Here is a 15,273-nt window from a genome sequence, read left to right on the forward strand (position 1 = left end):
CGAGAAATCACCAAAAGTCAGGCTTATGGGTTGATTCAACTGGCTAATAGTGCCGATACTTTGTTAGCTGAGGGACAATTAAATCCAAATTCGATCAATAATTTTAGCAAACGGGCCTTTGTCGAAACCGCTAAATCTGCCCCAGAAGTTCAACAATTAGTTAGTGAAGCTGCTCAAAAAGGCGATCGCATTACCCGAAGAGAGGTTAAGCAACTATCGGATGAGTGGACAGCCATGAGTTCGGATTTATTGCCTCCTGAAGTTAAGGAAAAGGCAGAAGAAGGTGTATTACCGTCTCGTCATTTGGCCCCTTTGGTCAAAGAAATGGAGAAATTGCCCGATAGTCACATTAAAAGTCTTCAAAAAGAAGTGGCAGAAAATCCTGATGTGGATACAGTCAAGATAGTCACGTCTCAAGCGCGAAGCTTGGCCAAATATTTGGATGCTGCGGCCCAAGTTCAAACCCTGAAAAAAACGCCTCTTGATTTAGAAATGGCCTTAGAGGAAGCGTTAAGATTAGATTGTTTGAGTACGGCCGCGGATTTAGTCAAACAAGCCACCCAATTAGAGCAAACGGTGGGTAAACTATATACTACTTGGAAAAGGTTGGGCAGTTTAGCCGATCGCTTATATGTGGATACGGGGGCCAGTAGTCCTCATTTGCGATCGATGTTAAGTTCTCTTGAGTCTCTTAGTGGAGAGGTTATTGAGGTGCGGTTAGATGAAGCAGGGGAACGTACTGTCCGTTTACGGATGATGACTGAGGAACAATAATTGATAATTAATAATTGATGATTGATAATTGATAACTGAAATGACCCTCACGATTAAACACTTGACCCTTGATGAATATCTAAACTATAACGATGGAACTGATACTAACTATGAACTCGTCAATGGAGAACTGGTTCCAATGACCCTTGGTATGGGACAACATGGTGAAATTGCCGATTTTATTAACAGTTGTTTTCGTCATGAAATTAAACGTTTGGGTCAACCTTGGGTATCTAAACAAATGGTTATTGGTATTCAATCTCCTCGTGGTTCTCGATGGGATACGGTTCGCATTCCTGATGTTGTTGTCTTATCTATTTCACAGTGGCGACAACTGCAAAACCGCGAAGCTATTATTGCCTTAAACGAACCTCCTCCACTCCTTGTTGTGGAAATCGTCTCTCAATCGACTCAAGGTGTAGATTATCGAGCTAAACGGTCTGAATATAGCGTTTTAGACATTCCTGAGTATTGGATCATTGACCCTCTCAAAGCCAAAGTCACTGTTCTTACTCTTACTGAAGGTTTCTACGATGAGATTCAATTCACCTCAGAAGATATAGTACGATCTCCGACTTTTCCTGAATTCAACCACAATGTCGCCCAAATTTTAAACGGTGATCTTTGATAATTGATTCACTAACTGTTATTGCAATGCTCAAATTCAGGGAAAATTGGCAAAGATCAGCATTGATTTTGGATATGAGTTACCGATTCTTTGTACACCCTATGAACTTCTAGGAGGTTGATTCTGTTTCATGATGAGATCGTCCAAGAGATCCACAGAATTCGTGAAGAGTACTCTAGGTCATTCAATCATGACTTAAAAGCCATCTTTGTTGATTTGCAAAAGGAGCAAGCCGAAAGCGGCAGAGAAGTTGTAACCTTGTCTCGAAAACACGGTCTAACAAAACGTTGGAGCGGACGACCGAAAGATATTGGTGGTGATACAAGGGATACTAGCCGCCGCTCAATTTAGCCGTTATCACAAAAAATCCCTAATAGACTGATAAGTATCTTCTGGTGCTTCTTCTGGTAAAAAATGTCCACAGTTAATGGATTTTCCTTGTACATTTATCGCTCTTTTTTTCCAACTGTCTAAGACTTTATATTTCCTTTTAATAATTCCCTGTTTTCCCCATAAAACTAAAAGGGGATATTGAATTTTTTGGTCAATATCAGCTTGGTCATGTTCTAAGTTTCTATAATCTCTAATATTATACTAATTAATATTATCCTTAACCCAACGTTTCAACCCTTTTATTGCTTTACTTCTCCCCACAATTTGACTTTGCTTAACCGTCTCATTAATTAATTCTATAATAGGAATACCTGGAAAATTAGGACTGTTCAAAGCATCAATATATTCACCATCTTGTAACAAATTAATAGTCAAATTATCTTGACAATATCGCCAAAGTTCAGGAACTCCTAAAAGTCGATAATTATCTAATTGAGTGCGAGAAGTAATATCAATTTCTATCGCCAAATCTGGAGGAGGATCTATGGATAAATCTAACCTATTTTTACCAATAACAGCCTCTTGATTTTTGATATAAAAACAAGTATCAGGTTCCACCGCTTGATTCATTTGCTCATTTTTGAAAGTCGTTGAACCCAACGCTTCAAAATCAATATTCAATGCGTCTAAAAGGAGTTTAACTATTTCTCCAATAATTTCTTTATCTTTCTCATGTTCTGGTAAAGGAACCATAATTTCTAACACTCCATAACTATAGGATATTCTGGCAGTACGATTTTCTCCTAATTCATCTAAAATAGTTTCAAACTGCCTCCAGCTAACATCTTTTAAGAGCAACTGTTGACCAGGAGAAACAATAATTTGATTCAAAGTTAGTTGCATAATTAGAATTACCTCTGACTCTTTTTATAATAGAGATGGTCATCAACTTAAATTTCGGGGAGAAATTTTCCCCAACCCCTAACCCCTGCCTCCATTTTAACCTTGTTGTCACCTCGTGATCCCCAAGACCAACCCTACAAGGACGCGGGCGCGCTGCCTTGTCGGGAGCGCGAGATAAAAATCATACCTTAATTGTGCATAGGTAATTAGTGCATCACAGAATTAGGAAATCTATCCATTAATATAGGTAAAATAGGACAAGGGGTTTTTGTTTGTAAATTAACAGTTCCATCTCCTTTAAAAACACTCCAACGGAAAGGTCCTTGTTTTGCTGCGGACATCCATAAAAGTCTTTTTGCGCGAGTCATTGCTACATAAAGTAAGCGAAATTCTTCGCCTTTTTTGAGTTGTTGTGCTTCTCCCCAAGCGTCTATAGGTTGGGGAATATTAATCTTTTGATCTGGGTTAATATATTGACTATGAACGATGGTGCGAATTTGAGCGCGGGCCACTTCTGCTAAGGTAAATGGGCCTAAAAATTTAGCAGAAGTAGGAACCCAAGGTTTCCCAGGTAATACGTCATCATGGAGAAAAGGAATAAAGACATAATCCCAGTCTAATCCTTTCGCTTTATGCATGGTAATAATCGTTAATTGATTTTTTGCAGTATAACGATTATCATTGTCTTCTTCTACACTTTCAAATTGTTCTGTATTAACTAATTCTTTGAGAGCAGTTATCATTGATTTTAAGGAAGAATTACTGATAATTTCCTGACTTATTTTATCCGATAATTTTTGCAGGGTGGCTAATTCTGCTCCCGTATATTTCAGAGTCATTCCTAAAAAGGGTATAAGTTGATAAGTAGGTAATTCTAGTTTAGCTTGTAAGAGATTACAACAATAACGACGAGCTTCTAATACGGGCTTTTTGGGTTGGGGAATTAGAGGACTAGGATAGAGAAAATTTTCGGGATATGTGGCTAAAATATTGAGATCTTGGGCAGAAATTAATCCTCTTTTTTCTAAAATTTCTAGTGCTGTTTTTAAGTAATCAGGGGAATGAGGACGATCTATAAATTGTAATAATTTAAGAATTTCTTCGGGAATTTGTGAAAATCTTTCTACTTCTCCGACTTCATAAAGTTTAATTTTATGTTCTCGTGGTAAATAACTTAATTTCTCTGCTAAAAAGCGACCTTGACGATTTTCTCTGACTAATATAGCCGCATTATGATCGGGATTTTGGGTTAATAATTCTAATACCCGTTGACCGATTAAATCTACTGTCTGATAAATATCATCAGGGCGATAAATTTCTAATCCTTGTCCTACAGATTCAGGGTTAGGTTGTACGTCGTTTATAGGAACAAGATTAATATCTTGTTGACGAAATGGGGTATCATATTTTAAATTTTTCTTATTGTTTAATGAATTATTTTTGCTGTGTTTTTTAGCCTCAATTATCCACTGTTGATTAACCCAATTTAACATAAAGTTTGCGGATTTAATAATGATCTCACTACTGCGTCCAGCTTGATTCATTAAAGCTAATTTATCTTCAGTTTTACAACTTTCGCAGAACCAATTAAAATAAACAGGATCAGCAGTTGTAAAAGTCGAATTAATTGCTTGATTCGGATCACCAACTCTCATTAAATTAGTCTCATTATTATTCTCAGCTAAAACAGAAATTAATCTTTCTTGTAAAGGACTAGAATCTTGTGCTTCATCTTCAAAAACAGCAAATACTTGTTGTTGCCAAAATTGACGAATAGTGGGATCTTTGAGGACTTGTAATGACCCTAAAATCATGTCATCATAATCAATAAAATCCAGCGATCGCATGACTTGTTGGTATTGTTCATATAAGCCAGCAGCAACAGCTAAAATCTCATAAGAATCGATAGTTAATTCATTAAATTCCCATACCTGTTGTGCAGACAGTCCTGAACTTTTGGCTTCTCGAATAATAGTATAAGCAAGTTGGGGTAAAACTTCGGTTCTTAAAACAGATTGACGGCGTAATCTTTCGGTTTCTTCTCCATCAAATTGATTACCTTCTAGTAAAGTTTTATAACGTAGAGGATTATTAATAATCCACTTTTCAACACAAGTTCTAATTACCCGATGACTGGGGGTAGGAATAATAACAGTTGATGTCTCTAAATTCAGTTGAGATAACTCAGGATGACGACTGGCAATATTAAGGGCTAAACCATGTAATGTCTGCACCATAAATCCAGTTTGTGGTAATTTTAATTCTTTGAGACGTTCTTTGATTTTTGCTTTAATTCCAGCAGCAGCAGAACGAGTATAAGTAACAATAATTAATTGTTTTCTTGGATGGAGTTGATAACAAGCGATCGCCATTGCAGCCGCCACAGAAAGACTATGAGACTTACCTGCACCCGGAACAGCAGAGACTGCCATTTTACCCCCTTCCCAATCTGCTAATTGTTGTTGTCCAGGGCGTAAACTATCTCGCAGTTTTTTGAGTTGTTCTGATAGAGTTTCAGAAATAAAAGTTGGGTCAGTTATAATTTTATTGTTCAAGGTTAAAATTATTTTTACAGTGTAATTAATTCCATTATATCAAAAATAGGTTTAAACGTTTAATACAGTGAAATTATTTGAATCGTTATTGTTTAACTTATTTACCATTATTTTACAAACTGTACTATGTCTTCCTGCAAACATTATTTACATTCTCCTTGACATTGTAAAAATATTTTGCTTAAATTATCGAAGAAACATATAATGTAGTGAAAGTTAATTACGATTTATTATAGGGGAAAAATGAAACCACCATACTCAGTTATAATGCCTTTGCTGACTGGGATTTACTTACTAAGTGTGAGGAAAGTGAGACCAGCCAGTTTAATACCCAATACATTGTTACCTGTTATTGGGGATGATCAATGTCCTGAAGTTCGAGAAGTTAATCTCTTACAGCTATCATATTTTTAAATCAATATTGATCTTTAAGATTAGAAAAACTTATGTTTAAGGTCTCAACAAATTTACTAAGCTTAATCACTACCCTTGCTCTCTTAGGCACGGGTAGTGTTCAGGCAGGAACGATTACAATTGACACTTTTGGTGCTGCTGGAGGTAGGGTTATCGTTGGTGCCGAGGATTTTGGTCAAACTCAAATCCCCTTTATACAAAGACCAGTGACAACACCTGCACCTAGCATTATTGGAGGTTATCGAGATCTTTTTCTGAATAATGTTATTGGGAACTTGGCCGAACAAACTGCGACTGCGGTAGTAAGTACCTCTAGTGGCAACCTTTCCTACAGTAATGAAGCAAGTATTTCATCACAATTAGAAATAACCTGGGACGGAAGGGATAACTCCCCTACAGTGAACAAAACAGGATTGGGAGGAATCGACATCACCGACGGAAAATTAAACGATGCGATTACTATTCTCTTCCAAAGTGCAGATTTATCACTAGCAACTACCTTTAAAATCTGGGATATAAGTGGAAATCTTGCCACAGCCTCTTTTACTTTCCCGCAACGCATTACCAATCAAACCTTAAATTTTGTCTTTTTTCAAAACGACTTCAACCAAATTACGGGCAATAAAGCGTTATTCCAGCAACAATCCTTGGCTCCTGTAGACTTTACTAAAGTGGGTGCTATGCAATTAATCTTGACGGGAAATCCCTCAAGTTTGCCTGAATTAGATGCCACAATGGATATTGTTGATTCGCGCGATCTTGTCCCTGAAGTAGTGGAAGTTCCTGAACCAACCTCCTTTGTTTCTCTTCTTGCAGTGACGGGATTAGTATTGATATTGGGAGGCAAAAAAAAATCATAAATAACTGACTAAGACTAACACTCTATTAATTAATAATTATTTAAGCCCCAGTTGGACATAGGTAGAATTTTTTTCTGATTCAACTGAGGTAAACAAAATAAACCGATAACCCACAAAATTAATGATATCCATTAGTTCATTGACGGCAATTATAAAAATTACCCAATAGCATTATTTTTAAATTAATATCATTTTTAGGGGCTTAATACCATTAAGCTCTAGAATTTCACTGTATATTGAGTCACATAAGCTAAATTTAAGTTATTTTATTTACAATGTGGTTCTGAGGATCGTCAGTGTTAAAACTTCAGTCGTCTAAAAAGTGGGTTAGTCAGTTATCTCAAGTCAATGAATTGGTACTTATGTGTTTATGGGTGTTTATTGGTAGTATTCTACGGTTTACTAATCTTACGGCTAAACCCCCTTGGACAGATGAATTTGCTACGATGGTATTTAGTTTAGGGAATAATTTTACCTCAGTTCCCCTAAATCAAATTATTTCTTTAGATACTCTTTTACAACCTCTGCGCTGTAACCCTAATGCAAATATAGGAGATGTTGTTACTTTATTATTACGAGAAGATAATCATCCACCCCTTTATTTTGTGTTAGTTCATTTATGGGTGAATTTATTTCCTCATTCGGGGGAATATGTAGATGTTTGGATCATGCGATCGCTGCCTGCTTTATTCGGAGTTTTATCCATTCCTGCTGTTTATTTTTTGGGTAAAATTGCTTTTCGTTCTCGTCTAGTCGGACAAATAAGTGCCGCTTTAATGGCTGTTTCTTCCTATGGTATTTTTTTAGCCCAAGAAGCGCGTCATTACACCTTAGCTATGTTATTTGTCATTGCTTCTTTAATGTGTTTAGTGGTTGCTCTTCAACATCTTTATCAACAAACAATTATCCCCTTATGGTTAATTTTTGTTTGGATAATAATTAATAGTTTAGGTTTGTCAGTTCATTACTTTTTTTCTTTAACTCTTATTGCTGAAGCTATTACATTAGTAATTTTAGGTTACTTAAAACTGAAAGAAAATCAGTCGGGTTTATTAAAACGTAATTTAATCCGTATTTGCTTAATAATTCTCGGAACAATAACTACAGGTATATTATGGATGTATTTAGTAATTCCTCAAGGATACGGTAATAATATGATTACTTGGATTCATCCTTTAAGTCATATTTTATATGCAATTAGTCCCCCAGTCCAATTATTAGCCGTCTGGGTTCCCATGATTTCTTTGTTACCTGTTGAATCTGATTCTATTCCCGTTGTCATTATTTCCGGATTAATTTTACTGTTATTTTTTATCTGGTTTGTTCCTTATATTAAAAGAGGAATTAAACAAGGAATGCAGTTAAATCAATTTCGTTTACCTTTGTTGATTTTGATAACTTTTATTGGTGGAGTAATCAGTTTATTTCTGTTTATTACTTATGTCATAGGACAAGATTTAACCCGCGCTGCTCGTTATAGTTTTACTTATTTCCCTGCTATGATGGTTGTAGTAGGAGCAAGTTTAGCTATTTTGTGGTCTGCAATTAAAGCAGAAAATACAGTTTTACAACAGCAAAAAACATTGAATCCTTTAATTTTGCTGCGAAAACTTTATGACAAATTAAACTCCAATGGTCAACTAGCTTTTACTGCTGTTTGGGTAATGGGATTGTTAGGAGCAATCACAGTTACTGTTAATTTAGGATATCAAAAATATTATCGTCCAGAACAATTTATTTCGGTGATTAAAGAAACAGCATCTCAACCTGTTTTAATTGCTACGACGCATAAAAGTTTAGTACAAACTGGAGAAATGATGGGAATAGGATTAGAATTACATAATAAATCTGAATTAGAAAATATTTCATTTTTATTAGTTCATCAAGAGCAAGAAAATACCCCAGAAGCAACAGAAACGCTCAAAAAAACAGTAAAAAATATGTCTCATCCTTTAGAAGTTTGGACAGTTAATTTTATCGCACCCATTGACTTAAATAATTGTACCCTTGATAATCAAAACTATCCCTATATTGATGGTTATGGATATAAAAGATATATCTGTAATTAACTAATTTTAGCAATTTTTTATTTATAGAGACGCTTCATAAAACGTCTCTTTTGTCAATTAGCCATTTTTATAATTATCATCATATCAAAGGAATAACTACGAAAGAGGTGCATTCGACACTCGTTACGAGAAACGCTATAATAATAGAAAGAACTCATGGCTAAACAGATGAAAACTTTTAATGATCAGCAACAAGCATCTGATAAAATAGAAAATTTCTTAGACTCTTTAGAACACTCAGAAACAGCCGATGATATTTCACCGACTCTTATTGAATCTTCAGAAAGTGCTTATCAAGATTATCAAAAAGGTTTAGATTCCGGTATACTACTTGAAGAATTCAAGGATCAAATAAATTGCTCCAGTGGCGTTATATAATCTTAAAACCAGCGCAAAATTATCTGAAGCGGATGCAACCTAAAAACCGTCAGCGCATTTTTGATGAGTTAGATAAGTTACTAAATAATCCAACTCAAGTAGACTTTAAATCCTTAAAAGGACGTAGTGGTTATCGATTAAGAATAGGGGATTATAGAATTTTAATTGAAGTTAACAAAGAAGAACGTCTTTTTATTATTACAGAGATTGGCTCTCGTGGTGATATTTATAAATGAAAAAAGTAGGGTGAGCATTGCCCACCCTACTAATTATTATTACTGATAACGCTCTAAGAAATCCAACGCATGAAGACGAAGATCATTATATTCCTTAGATTCTTGAATCGCATGACGATCGCGCGGATGAGGAAAAGGAACGTCTAAAATCTCTCCGATGGTTGCTTCGGGGCCATTTGTCATCAAAATGATACGATCTGACATATAAATTGCTTCATCCACATCATGAGTAATCATCATTACTGCTTGTCGATGACTCTCCCAAATTTCTAACACTTGTGTTTGTAACTTACGCTTAGTTAAAGCATCCAACGCACCAAAAGGTTCATCCATCAATAACATTTTAGGACGAGTAATTAAAGCACGGGCAATACCTACCCGTTGCTTCATCCCCCCAGAAATTTCATCAGGATATCTATCAGCGGCCGCCGTTAAATTAACCATAGCCAAATGCTCATTAACCAGATTCACTTTTTCAGTATTACTGGCATTTTTTAACACTTCATCCACCGCCAAACGAATATTACCCCGTACCGTTAACCAAGGTAACAAAGCATAACTTTGAAACACCATCATGCGGTCAGACCCAGGTTTACGAATTGCCTTACCTTCAAGAGTGACTAACCCTGAAGTCGGTTTATCTAAACCTGCAATAATCCTCAACATAGTCGATTTACCGCAGCCAGAATGCCCAATAACCGAGATATATTCTTGTTCCCCAATCTTTAAGTCAACTCCATTAAGAATGACAACTTGACCGCCATCCGGTTTAGGAAATGCCTTAACTAAATTTTCAATCACCAGAAAATCATTTTGCTGAGAACCATTGGTTCGGTTTTCAGAACGGGTAATAGTACGAGTCATAATAACCTCCTAATATTAAGACATGAAGAAAGATTGAGGCGCGTTAGCGCGAATAGCAAAACTGTTGAGATAGGCGATAGGATCACTAGGATCAAAAGCCTTATTGTCAATAAATGCCTCGGCCGGTTCAACTTTATAATCCTCCGTCGGACATTTAATCCCCATTTCTGCGGCAATTTCTCGATATAAATCAGTTCTCCAGGATTTATGAGCAAATTTTTCCGCATATTTAGGGAATTCTTTAATCTGCTGCCATCTTGCCGCTTGGGTCATTAACCAGAGACTTTGCGACTGCCATAAAAAGGTGGAATGATCATGGGGGATGGCCGAAACATCAGAAGGAAGATCATAAAACATAGTTGTTTCTAGACTGTTAATCATCCTTTTTTGTCCATCAAATCCCCCATAATTGTAATCTCCCACAATGCCAGGTCGAGTATATTGAGGTTTCGCCCCGGTAAAAGGTCGTGTAGATATAATAGTGGCTACTTCTTCTCTATTTTCAGCTTTACTGCAATACTGACAAGCTTCAATTAAAGCTTTGACCAAAGAACGATAGGTTTTCGGATTTTCTTCAATAAAAGATTCTGTTACCGCCAATATTCGGTCAGGATGTCCCTGCCAAATTTCTCGCCCCTGGGCAAAAGTAAAACCTACCCCTTCATTACCTGCGATCGCGCGAGTATTCCAAGGTTCTGCCACCATATAAGCTTCCATGGCCCCAATTCGCATATTACTGACCATTTGGGGCGGTGGAGTAATAATTAGCCGAAATTCCTCAACAGGATTAAGTCCGGCGGCGGCTACTACATAACGGGTAAAGTATTCATAAATGGCAGAACTAAGTACCACTGCCCAAACCCGTTTTTCATAAGCAGCGTTTTCAAAGTAGCCCTTAAAATCTCGACCAAATGCGTCTAAATCTCCTTTATATTCATGCCAAGGACGAATCCCTGCGTCCCAGAGGTCTTTATTCATGGTCATAGCGTTGCCGTGACGGTGAATGGTCATAGCCCCACATAAGGGGGCGTGACGGGCCCCTTCAGCCCCAATTCTGGCATTAGTAATAGCCCCAGAAACCACAGGTGAGGCATCAAGACGACCAAAGATGACCCCATCACGAGAGTTGCCCCAACTAGCCTCACGACTTAAGGTAACGTTTAAACCATACTTATGAAAGAACCCTTTTTCCCAAGCAACCGCAAAGGGGGCGCAGTCATTGACAGGAACGTATCCAACCGTAAGATTAGGCTTTTCGAGGCTTTCAGGTTTAACGACTTGATCAACAGCTAGGGCTGCTTCTGTGAGGCTTTTGGGGGCGCGGTTGGTATTAATACCACAAGAAGAAAAAGCCACTGCCCCGGCAAAACCCCCTAAACCTAAAAGGGCCTGCCGTCGAGTCCAATTTTTATTATTCATTCTTTCACCTATTAACGGACTTAAATTAATACAATCGCGCCCTTACTGGAGGCGGGTTTATATAGCATCTTTGTGAGAATCGCCGAAATTTAGTCACAAACCCGACCCTACGTTTATTCACGGCCCCAGAAATTCTGTAAGGGGGGGTTATCTGGCCTATTCGTGAAAATCCCAGGAATTTCCTCACAAACCCGCCCCTAAATGGTAGAGGAACTAGCCGGACGATGTGTTACCCAAACTTGAATCTTAATCAGTAAATAATCTAGGATTAAGCCAGTTAAGCCGATAACAAACACTGCCAAGAAAACCGAACTAACATTGAGGCGGTTCCATTCATCCCAGACAAAAAAGCCAATACCGATGCCTCCTGTCAACATTTCTACCGCAACGATGACTAACCAAGCAATGCCTAAACTAATGCGCAAACCTGTGAAAATATAGGGCAAACTCGCAGGTAAAATAATTTTCCAAATTCGCCGAGTGTTAGGCATTTCTAGGACTTGGGCCACTTCTAGATAATCTTTGGGAACACTAGCCACACCCAAAGCAGTATTGATAATAGTTGACCACAAGGAAGTGATAAAAATTACAAAAATAGCTGAAGGTTCGGCTAAGTTAAACATCGCTAAAGCAATAGGTAGCCAAGCTAAAGGGGACACAGGTTTGAGTAACTGTATGATAGGATTAATCATCAACATGGCTGTTCTTGACATTCCAATCAATAACCCGATAGGAATGGCCACGGCCGCCCCTAATAAAAAGCCAATGCTGACACGCCGTAAACTGGCTATTAATAACCAGCCTAACCCTAAGTCTCCAGGGCCGCGTACATAAAAAGGGTGTAAAATATAGTCCCAGTTCTTGGTTAATGCCTCTAAGGGAGTAGGCATCATCTCATGCCGAAATAGGGCGATAATCCACCATACGGCAATTAATATCGCAAAACCAGCAGCAGGAAGTAACACGGTTTCTTTCATGACAACGGGTTTAGTGCGTTTCCACGCAGCTTGTCCCGCGACAGCAAGCATCGCTAAATTCATATTTATTACCCTCAATTGTTGAGCGTAGGTACAGAAAAACAGAGCAGTACCAACCAGGAACACTGACGAGGGCATATAGTTAAAATGCCTCTTTTTCAGTCTCCTCTCAATGCCGACGAGGTTAGCTGACGGGCTAGGACTGAGAGATGTCCTTCTCTAAGGTAAAATCCTTAGAAATAAGCCCCACTATTGGTTCCCCCGCTCCAGTCTTGATTCTCACAAAAGAAATTTTGCAGAAAGGAGGCTTGGATTAAGCTGACTTACTCTACTTAGCAAAGTAGCATAGCACGGTTTTGAAAAAACGTCAAGTTAAAATTATTATGGGTCAACCCGTAAATCCTGAAACTCAATTAAATAACGGATAATAAAATCATTCCCTTAGAGGCAACTAGGCGACATCTGAAAAATTAGATTTATTATGGAGAATAACATTATGTCAACGGTAACAGAGAATGACTTGAAAAGGTTAGAAGACCTGATTATAAATAACCAAAAAATCATAGAAAAAGGTCAAGGTGATTTAAAAGAACAGTTAACAAGTATTGATAAACGATTAACTGTCATTGAAACTCGTCTAGAAGACTGGAAACCATCGATAGACAAAATACCAGATCTAGCAGAAAAGGTCGGAGAACTCAAGAACTGGAGACAAATCGTTATTATTGCTCTCACCGCGTTGATTAGTAGTACACTGACCTGGGTAATTCGAGGGGGAAACCTTAAACCTTAAATAACAGGTTTTATTGAGTGTATTTACCCCTAGAATTAGGTAAAAGAAAGTTAAGGTTGAGGAAACTGTCGGTTATAAACCATATCTTCTTTTTCAGTTTCAACTTTTAGGTTAGAACGAGGATAGGATACACATAATAACGCATAACCTTCTCCTTGCAAGTCAGGAGATAACCCCATTCCCTCACTTTGATCGACGATTCCCTCTAACAATTGGGCCGCGCAAGTAGTACATACTCCGGCACTACAAGAAAAGGGTAACTCAAGATTAGCTTCTTGGGCAGCAGCAAGAACCGTTTGATTTTCTGGGACTTGAATGGTGTGGGTGGCCCCTTGATGATGAATTTCAACGGTATAGATATTTGACATAAGTCCCGTAACACTCGATAAGCTTTTCTTGATCTAATTTATCTTTATTAGGGAACCTCTGACTATTGTTAAGAAATATAGCTAAATTTAAAGCTTAATTGCAATTTGATGGCTTAGTTAGCGTTTGAGGAAATCAGGGTGTTATTTTGAGGAAACGCTAACTTTTTCCATCCTTCATGGATTGATCAAACAAATATGTATAACAAAAATACAGATAAAGATCTCATTGGAGCAGCGATAACCGCAGCATTAGGAGCAGGGATTGTAACTTCTTTTGCCGTCGCACAAGGACAAAACCCCTTAATTGGCCTAGCAATCACGGCGATCGCAGCCTTATTTGGGGTAATTTGTCATTACTTAGATTTGATTTAAGGCGACGGTTAAGTTAAGGTCTCAAAATAATCCCTGATTTGATTACGTCGTCGGGGTTGACGTAACTTTTGTAAGGCCTTAGCTTCAATTTGACGAACCCTTTCCCGTGATAAATCTAAATCTCGTCCGATTTCAGCCAAAGAATAACAAGTGCCGTCCTTAAAGCCGTAGCGAAGTTTCAGTACTTCTTGTTCTCGTTGGGTTAAATCCGCCAAAAGTGCCTGTAAATCCTTCCGTAGAGATTCACTAATCAAACTTTCTTCGGGAGATTCGCACTCGGTTTCGAGTAAATCTAATAATTCCGTATCCTTTTCCTTACCGACTTTAATCTCTAGAGAAACTGAACGAGGAACACGCATCAAAATTTCTCGAACTTGAGCCGAAGTCATGTCTAATTCCTGGCCAATTTCTTCAAGAGTAGCCATGCGTCCTTTTCCTTGAGAAAGTTGGCGTTGTACCTGCCTAATTTTATTAAGTTTTTCAGTTACATGAACAGGGAGTCGAATTATACGGCTTTGAGTAGCGATCGCTCTAGTAATGCCTTGACGAATCCACCAATAAGCATAGGTACTGAAACGATAACCTTTAACCGGATCAAACTTTTCGACGGCTCTTTCTAACCCAAGGGTTCCCTCTTGAATTAAATCGAGTAATTCCAAACCTCGATGTTGATATTTTTTGGCCACAGAGACTACGAGACGCAGATTAGCTTTAATCATCTGATCTTTAGCTTGTATGCCAATTTTCTTCGTTTCTTCTAATTCACTTAGTTCTATGGCGGCCAGTTGGGCCCAACGGTGATTACCTTCAGACAAAATCTGTTTTAATTCAAAAACGCTTTTTTGTGCTGTTTTCGCCCAATGTTCCCAAGTGGGACGATGACTTAATTGAGCGTTTAACTGGTCGTGAATGTTAAGAACCTCAACTAATTGACTAATTATTGTATCTCCGCTTTTGGCTGCCTGATCTCGTAATTCTACCAATTTGACATAAAGTTGAACTTGCTTAGCTTTTGAGACTTCTTCCTCTTTTTTCAACAGAGGAACTCGACCAATATCTTGAAGATATAAGCGCACCAGATCCGTACTAGGGCGATAAGATTCTTTAGTAGCTTCTGTGAGTTCAATGGTTTGGAGTCCGAGTTCTAAGAGTTCATCTCCTAATTCAGATCCGATGTCGTCCTCAGCGTCATCTATTTGATGGTCGCTTAAGTCAAATACGAAGGAAGAATTATAGTTATCGGTGCCGAGATAAGGCGATGTAGCTGCCATAGCGATGTCCCAATAATGAGTGCGATATTTGTCGGTCTTGAGTCAATCCCGACAGTTAC

The 15,273-nt window shown here is 37.9% G+C and carries 16 protein-coding genes, 2 pseudogenes and 1 riboswitch; of the genes and pseudogenes, 10 read left to right on the top strand and 8 right to left on the bottom strand.

The window, feature by feature from the left end:
* The 4 genes and pseudogenes from AsFPU1_RS09275 to AsFPU1_RS23055 form a co-directional block, all read left to right on the top strand.
* Window positions 1-774: hypothetical protein (locus AsFPU1_RS09275; RefSeq protein ID WP_125061087.1), on the top strand; the 774-nt coding region annotated here is incomplete at its 5' end.
* Window positions 775-814: 40 nt separating this feature from the next.
* Complete coding sequence (locus AsFPU1_RS09280; RefSeq protein WP_124973831.1) at window positions 815-1,402, top strand: Uma2 family endonuclease; 588 nt, start codon at window positions 815-817, stop codon at window positions 1,400-1,402.
* A 13-nt stretch (window positions 1,403-1,415) separates the two neighbouring features.
* Window positions 1,416-1,523, top strand: a pseudogene (locus tag AsFPU1_RS23050) (type II toxin-antitoxin system VapC family toxin); the annotation flags it as partial.
* A gap of 2 nt (window positions 1,524-1,525) precedes the next feature.
* Window positions 1,526-1,753: a hypothetical protein gene (locus AsFPU1_RS23055; protein WP_124973998.1), complete on the top strand. Its 228-nt coding sequence runs from the start codon at window positions 1,526-1,528 to the stop codon at window positions 1,751-1,753.
* Window positions 1,754-1,759: 6 nt separating this feature from the next.
* On the opposite strand, the pseudogene AsFPU1_RS23060 reads toward AsFPU1_RS23055, so the two are convergent.
* From AsFPU1_RS23060 to AsFPU1_RS09305, 3 genes and pseudogenes are all read right to left on the bottom strand, one after another.
* Window positions 1,760-1,984 (bottom strand): annotated as a pseudogene (locus tag AsFPU1_RS23060) (alpha/beta fold hydrolase); the annotation flags it as partial.
* 12 nt (window positions 1,985-1,996) lie between these two features.
* Window positions 1,997-2,638, bottom strand: coding sequence for a Uma2 family endonuclease (locus tag AsFPU1_RS09300; RefSeq protein WP_124973829.1), 642 nt, complete (start codon window positions 2,636-2,638; stop codon window positions 1,997-1,999).
* A 206-nt stretch (window positions 2,639-2,844) separates the two neighbouring features.
* Window positions 2,845-5,160 carry an ATP-dependent helicase gene (locus AsFPU1_RS09305; protein ID WP_227873479.1) on the bottom strand — a complete coding sequence of 772 codons (2,316 nt, stop codon included), beginning with the start codon at window positions 5,158-5,160 and terminating at the stop codon, window positions 2,845-2,847.
* Window positions 5,161-5,639: 479 nt separating this feature from the next.
* Between AsFPU1_RS09305 and AsFPU1_RS09310 the strand changes: the two genes are divergently transcribed.
* The 4 genes from AsFPU1_RS09310 to AsFPU1_RS09325 all read left to right on the top strand — a co-directional run bounded on the left by AsFPU1_RS09310 (window position 5,640) and on the right by AsFPU1_RS09325 (window position 9,150).
* Complete coding sequence (locus AsFPU1_RS09310; RefSeq protein WP_124973827.1) at window positions 5,640-6,467, top strand: hypothetical protein; 828 nt, start codon at window positions 5,640-5,642, stop codon at window positions 6,465-6,467.
* A 296-nt stretch (window positions 6,468-6,763) separates the two neighbouring features.
* Window positions 6,764-8,536 carry a glycosyltransferase family 39 protein gene (locus AsFPU1_RS09315; protein WP_124973825.1) on the top strand — a complete coding sequence of 591 codons (1,773 nt, stop codon included), beginning with the start codon at window positions 6,764-6,766 and terminating at the stop codon, window positions 8,534-8,536.
* 156 nt (window positions 8,537-8,692) lie between these two features.
* Complete coding sequence (locus tag AsFPU1_RS09320) at window positions 8,693-8,914, top strand: hypothetical protein (RefSeq protein WP_227873470.1); 222 nt, start codon at window positions 8,693-8,695, stop codon at window positions 8,912-8,914.
* A 32-nt stretch (window positions 8,915-8,946) separates the two neighbouring features.
* Complete coding sequence (locus AsFPU1_RS09325; RefSeq protein WP_368665965.1) at window positions 8,947-9,150, top strand: type II toxin-antitoxin system RelE family toxin; 204 nt, start codon at window positions 8,947-8,949, stop codon at window positions 9,148-9,150.
* A gap of 39 nt (window positions 9,151-9,189) precedes the next feature.
* Here AsFPU1_RS09325 and AsFPU1_RS09330 read toward each other — a convergent pair whose 3' ends face one another.
* From AsFPU1_RS09330 to ntrB, 3 genes are all read right to left on the bottom strand, one after another.
* Window positions 9,190-10,014 carry an ABC transporter ATP-binding protein gene (locus AsFPU1_RS09330; protein ID WP_124973821.1) on the bottom strand — a complete coding sequence of 275 codons (825 nt, stop codon included), beginning with the start codon at window positions 10,012-10,014 and terminating at the stop codon, window positions 9,190-9,192.
* Window positions 10,015-10,029: 15 nt separating this feature from the next.
* Complete coding sequence (locus AsFPU1_RS09335; RefSeq protein ID WP_124973819.1) at window positions 10,030-11,433, bottom strand: CmpA/NrtA family ABC transporter substrate-binding protein; 1,404 nt, start codon at window positions 11,431-11,433, stop codon at window positions 10,030-10,032.
* Between the two features lie 197 nt (window positions 11,434-11,630).
* Window positions 11,631-12,473 carry a nitrate ABC transporter permease gene (gene ntrB, locus AsFPU1_RS09340; RefSeq protein WP_124973817.1) on the bottom strand — a complete coding sequence of 281 codons (843 nt, stop codon included), beginning with the start codon at window positions 12,471-12,473 and terminating at the stop codon, window positions 11,631-11,633.
* Between the two features lie 95 nt (window positions 12,474-12,568).
* Window positions 12,569-12,704, bottom strand: a riboswitch (cyclic di-AMP (ydaO/yuaA leader).
* Between the two features lie 202 nt (window positions 12,705-12,906).
* Here ntrB and AsFPU1_RS09345 point away from each other — a divergent pair.
* Entirely contained in the window at window positions 12,907-13,203 is a 297-nt protein-coding gene (locus AsFPU1_RS09345; protein WP_124973815.1) for a hypothetical protein, read from the top strand.
* A 50-nt stretch (window positions 13,204-13,253) separates the two neighbouring features.
* Here AsFPU1_RS09345 and AsFPU1_RS09350 read toward each other — a convergent pair whose 3' ends face one another.
* The gene (locus AsFPU1_RS09350) at window positions 13,254-13,571 is read right to left on the bottom strand and encodes a 2Fe-2S iron-sulfur cluster-binding protein (protein WP_124973813.1); all 318 of its coding nucleotides are present in this window, start codon (window positions 13,569-13,571) and stop codon (window positions 13,254-13,256) included.
* 195 nt (window positions 13,572-13,766) lie between these two features.
* On the opposite strand from AsFPU1_RS09350, the gene AsFPU1_RS22580 reads away from it, so the two are divergent.
* Window positions 13,767-13,943, top strand: a complete 177-nt coding sequence (locus tag AsFPU1_RS22580) for an OmpA family protein (RefSeq protein WP_172957479.1) — start codon at window positions 13,767-13,769, stop codon at window positions 13,941-13,943.
* An 8-nt stretch (window positions 13,944-13,951) separates the two neighbouring features.
* Here AsFPU1_RS22580 and sigC read toward each other — a convergent pair whose 3' ends face one another.
* A complete protein-coding gene (sigC, locus tag AsFPU1_RS09355) occupies window positions 13,952-15,214 on the bottom strand; it encodes an RNA polymerase sigma factor SigC (RefSeq protein WP_124973811.1) in 1,263 nt (420 codons plus the stop codon).
* Window positions 15,215-15,273 lie beyond the last annotated feature (59 nt).

It is taken from the genome of Aphanothece sacrum FPU1 (assembly GCF_003864295.1).
GTDB classification, from domain to species: Bacteria; Cyanobacteriota; Cyanobacteriia; order Cyanobacteriales; family Microcystaceae; genus Aphanothece_B; species Aphanothece_B sacrum.

Excerpts from the sequence above, each read along its gene's own strand:
- AsFPU1_RS09280 (WP_124973831.1), top strand. The coding sequence starts at position 815 with ATGACCCTCACGATTAAACACTTGACCCTTGATGAATATCTAAACTAT.
- AsFPU1_RS09300 (WP_124973829.1), bottom strand. The coding sequence starts at position 2,638 with ATGCAACTAACTTTGAATCAAATTATTGTTTCTCCTGGTCAACAGTTG.
- AsFPU1_RS09310 (WP_124973827.1), top strand. The coding sequence starts at position 5,640 with ATGTTTAAGGTCTCAACAAATTTACTAAGCTTAATCACTACCCTTGCT.
- AsFPU1_RS09320 (WP_227873470.1), top strand. The coding sequence starts at position 8,693 with ATGGCTAAACAGATGAAAACTTTTAATGATCAGCAACAAGCATCTGAT.
- AsFPU1_RS09325 (WP_368665965.1), top strand. The coding sequence starts at position 8,947 with ATGCAACCTAAAAACCGTCAGCGCATTTTTGATGAGTTAGATAAGTTA.
- AsFPU1_RS09330 (WP_124973821.1), bottom strand. The coding sequence starts at position 10,014 with ATGACTCGTACTATTACCCGTTCTGAAAACCGAACCAATGGTTCTCAG.
- AsFPU1_RS09335 (WP_124973819.1), bottom strand. The coding sequence starts at position 11,433 with ATGAATAATAAAAATTGGACTCGACGGCAGGCCCTTTTAGGTTTAGGG.
- ntrB (WP_124973817.1), bottom strand. The coding sequence starts at position 12,473 with ATGAATTTAGCGATGCTTGCTGTCGCGGGACAAGCTGCGTGGAAACGC.
- AsFPU1_RS09345 (WP_124973815.1), top strand. The coding sequence starts at position 12,907 with ATGTCAACGGTAACAGAGAATGACTTGAAAAGGTTAGAAGACCTGATT.
- AsFPU1_RS09350 (WP_124973813.1), bottom strand. The coding sequence starts at position 13,571 with ATGTCAAATATCTATACCGTTGAAATTCATCATCAAGGGGCCACCCAC.
- AsFPU1_RS22580 (WP_172957479.1), top strand. The coding sequence starts at position 13,767 with ATGTATAACAAAAATACAGATAAAGATCTCATTGGAGCAGCGATAACC.
- sigC (WP_124973811.1), bottom strand. The coding sequence starts at position 15,214 with ATGGCAGCTACATCGCCTTATCTCGGCACCGATAACTATAATTCTTCC.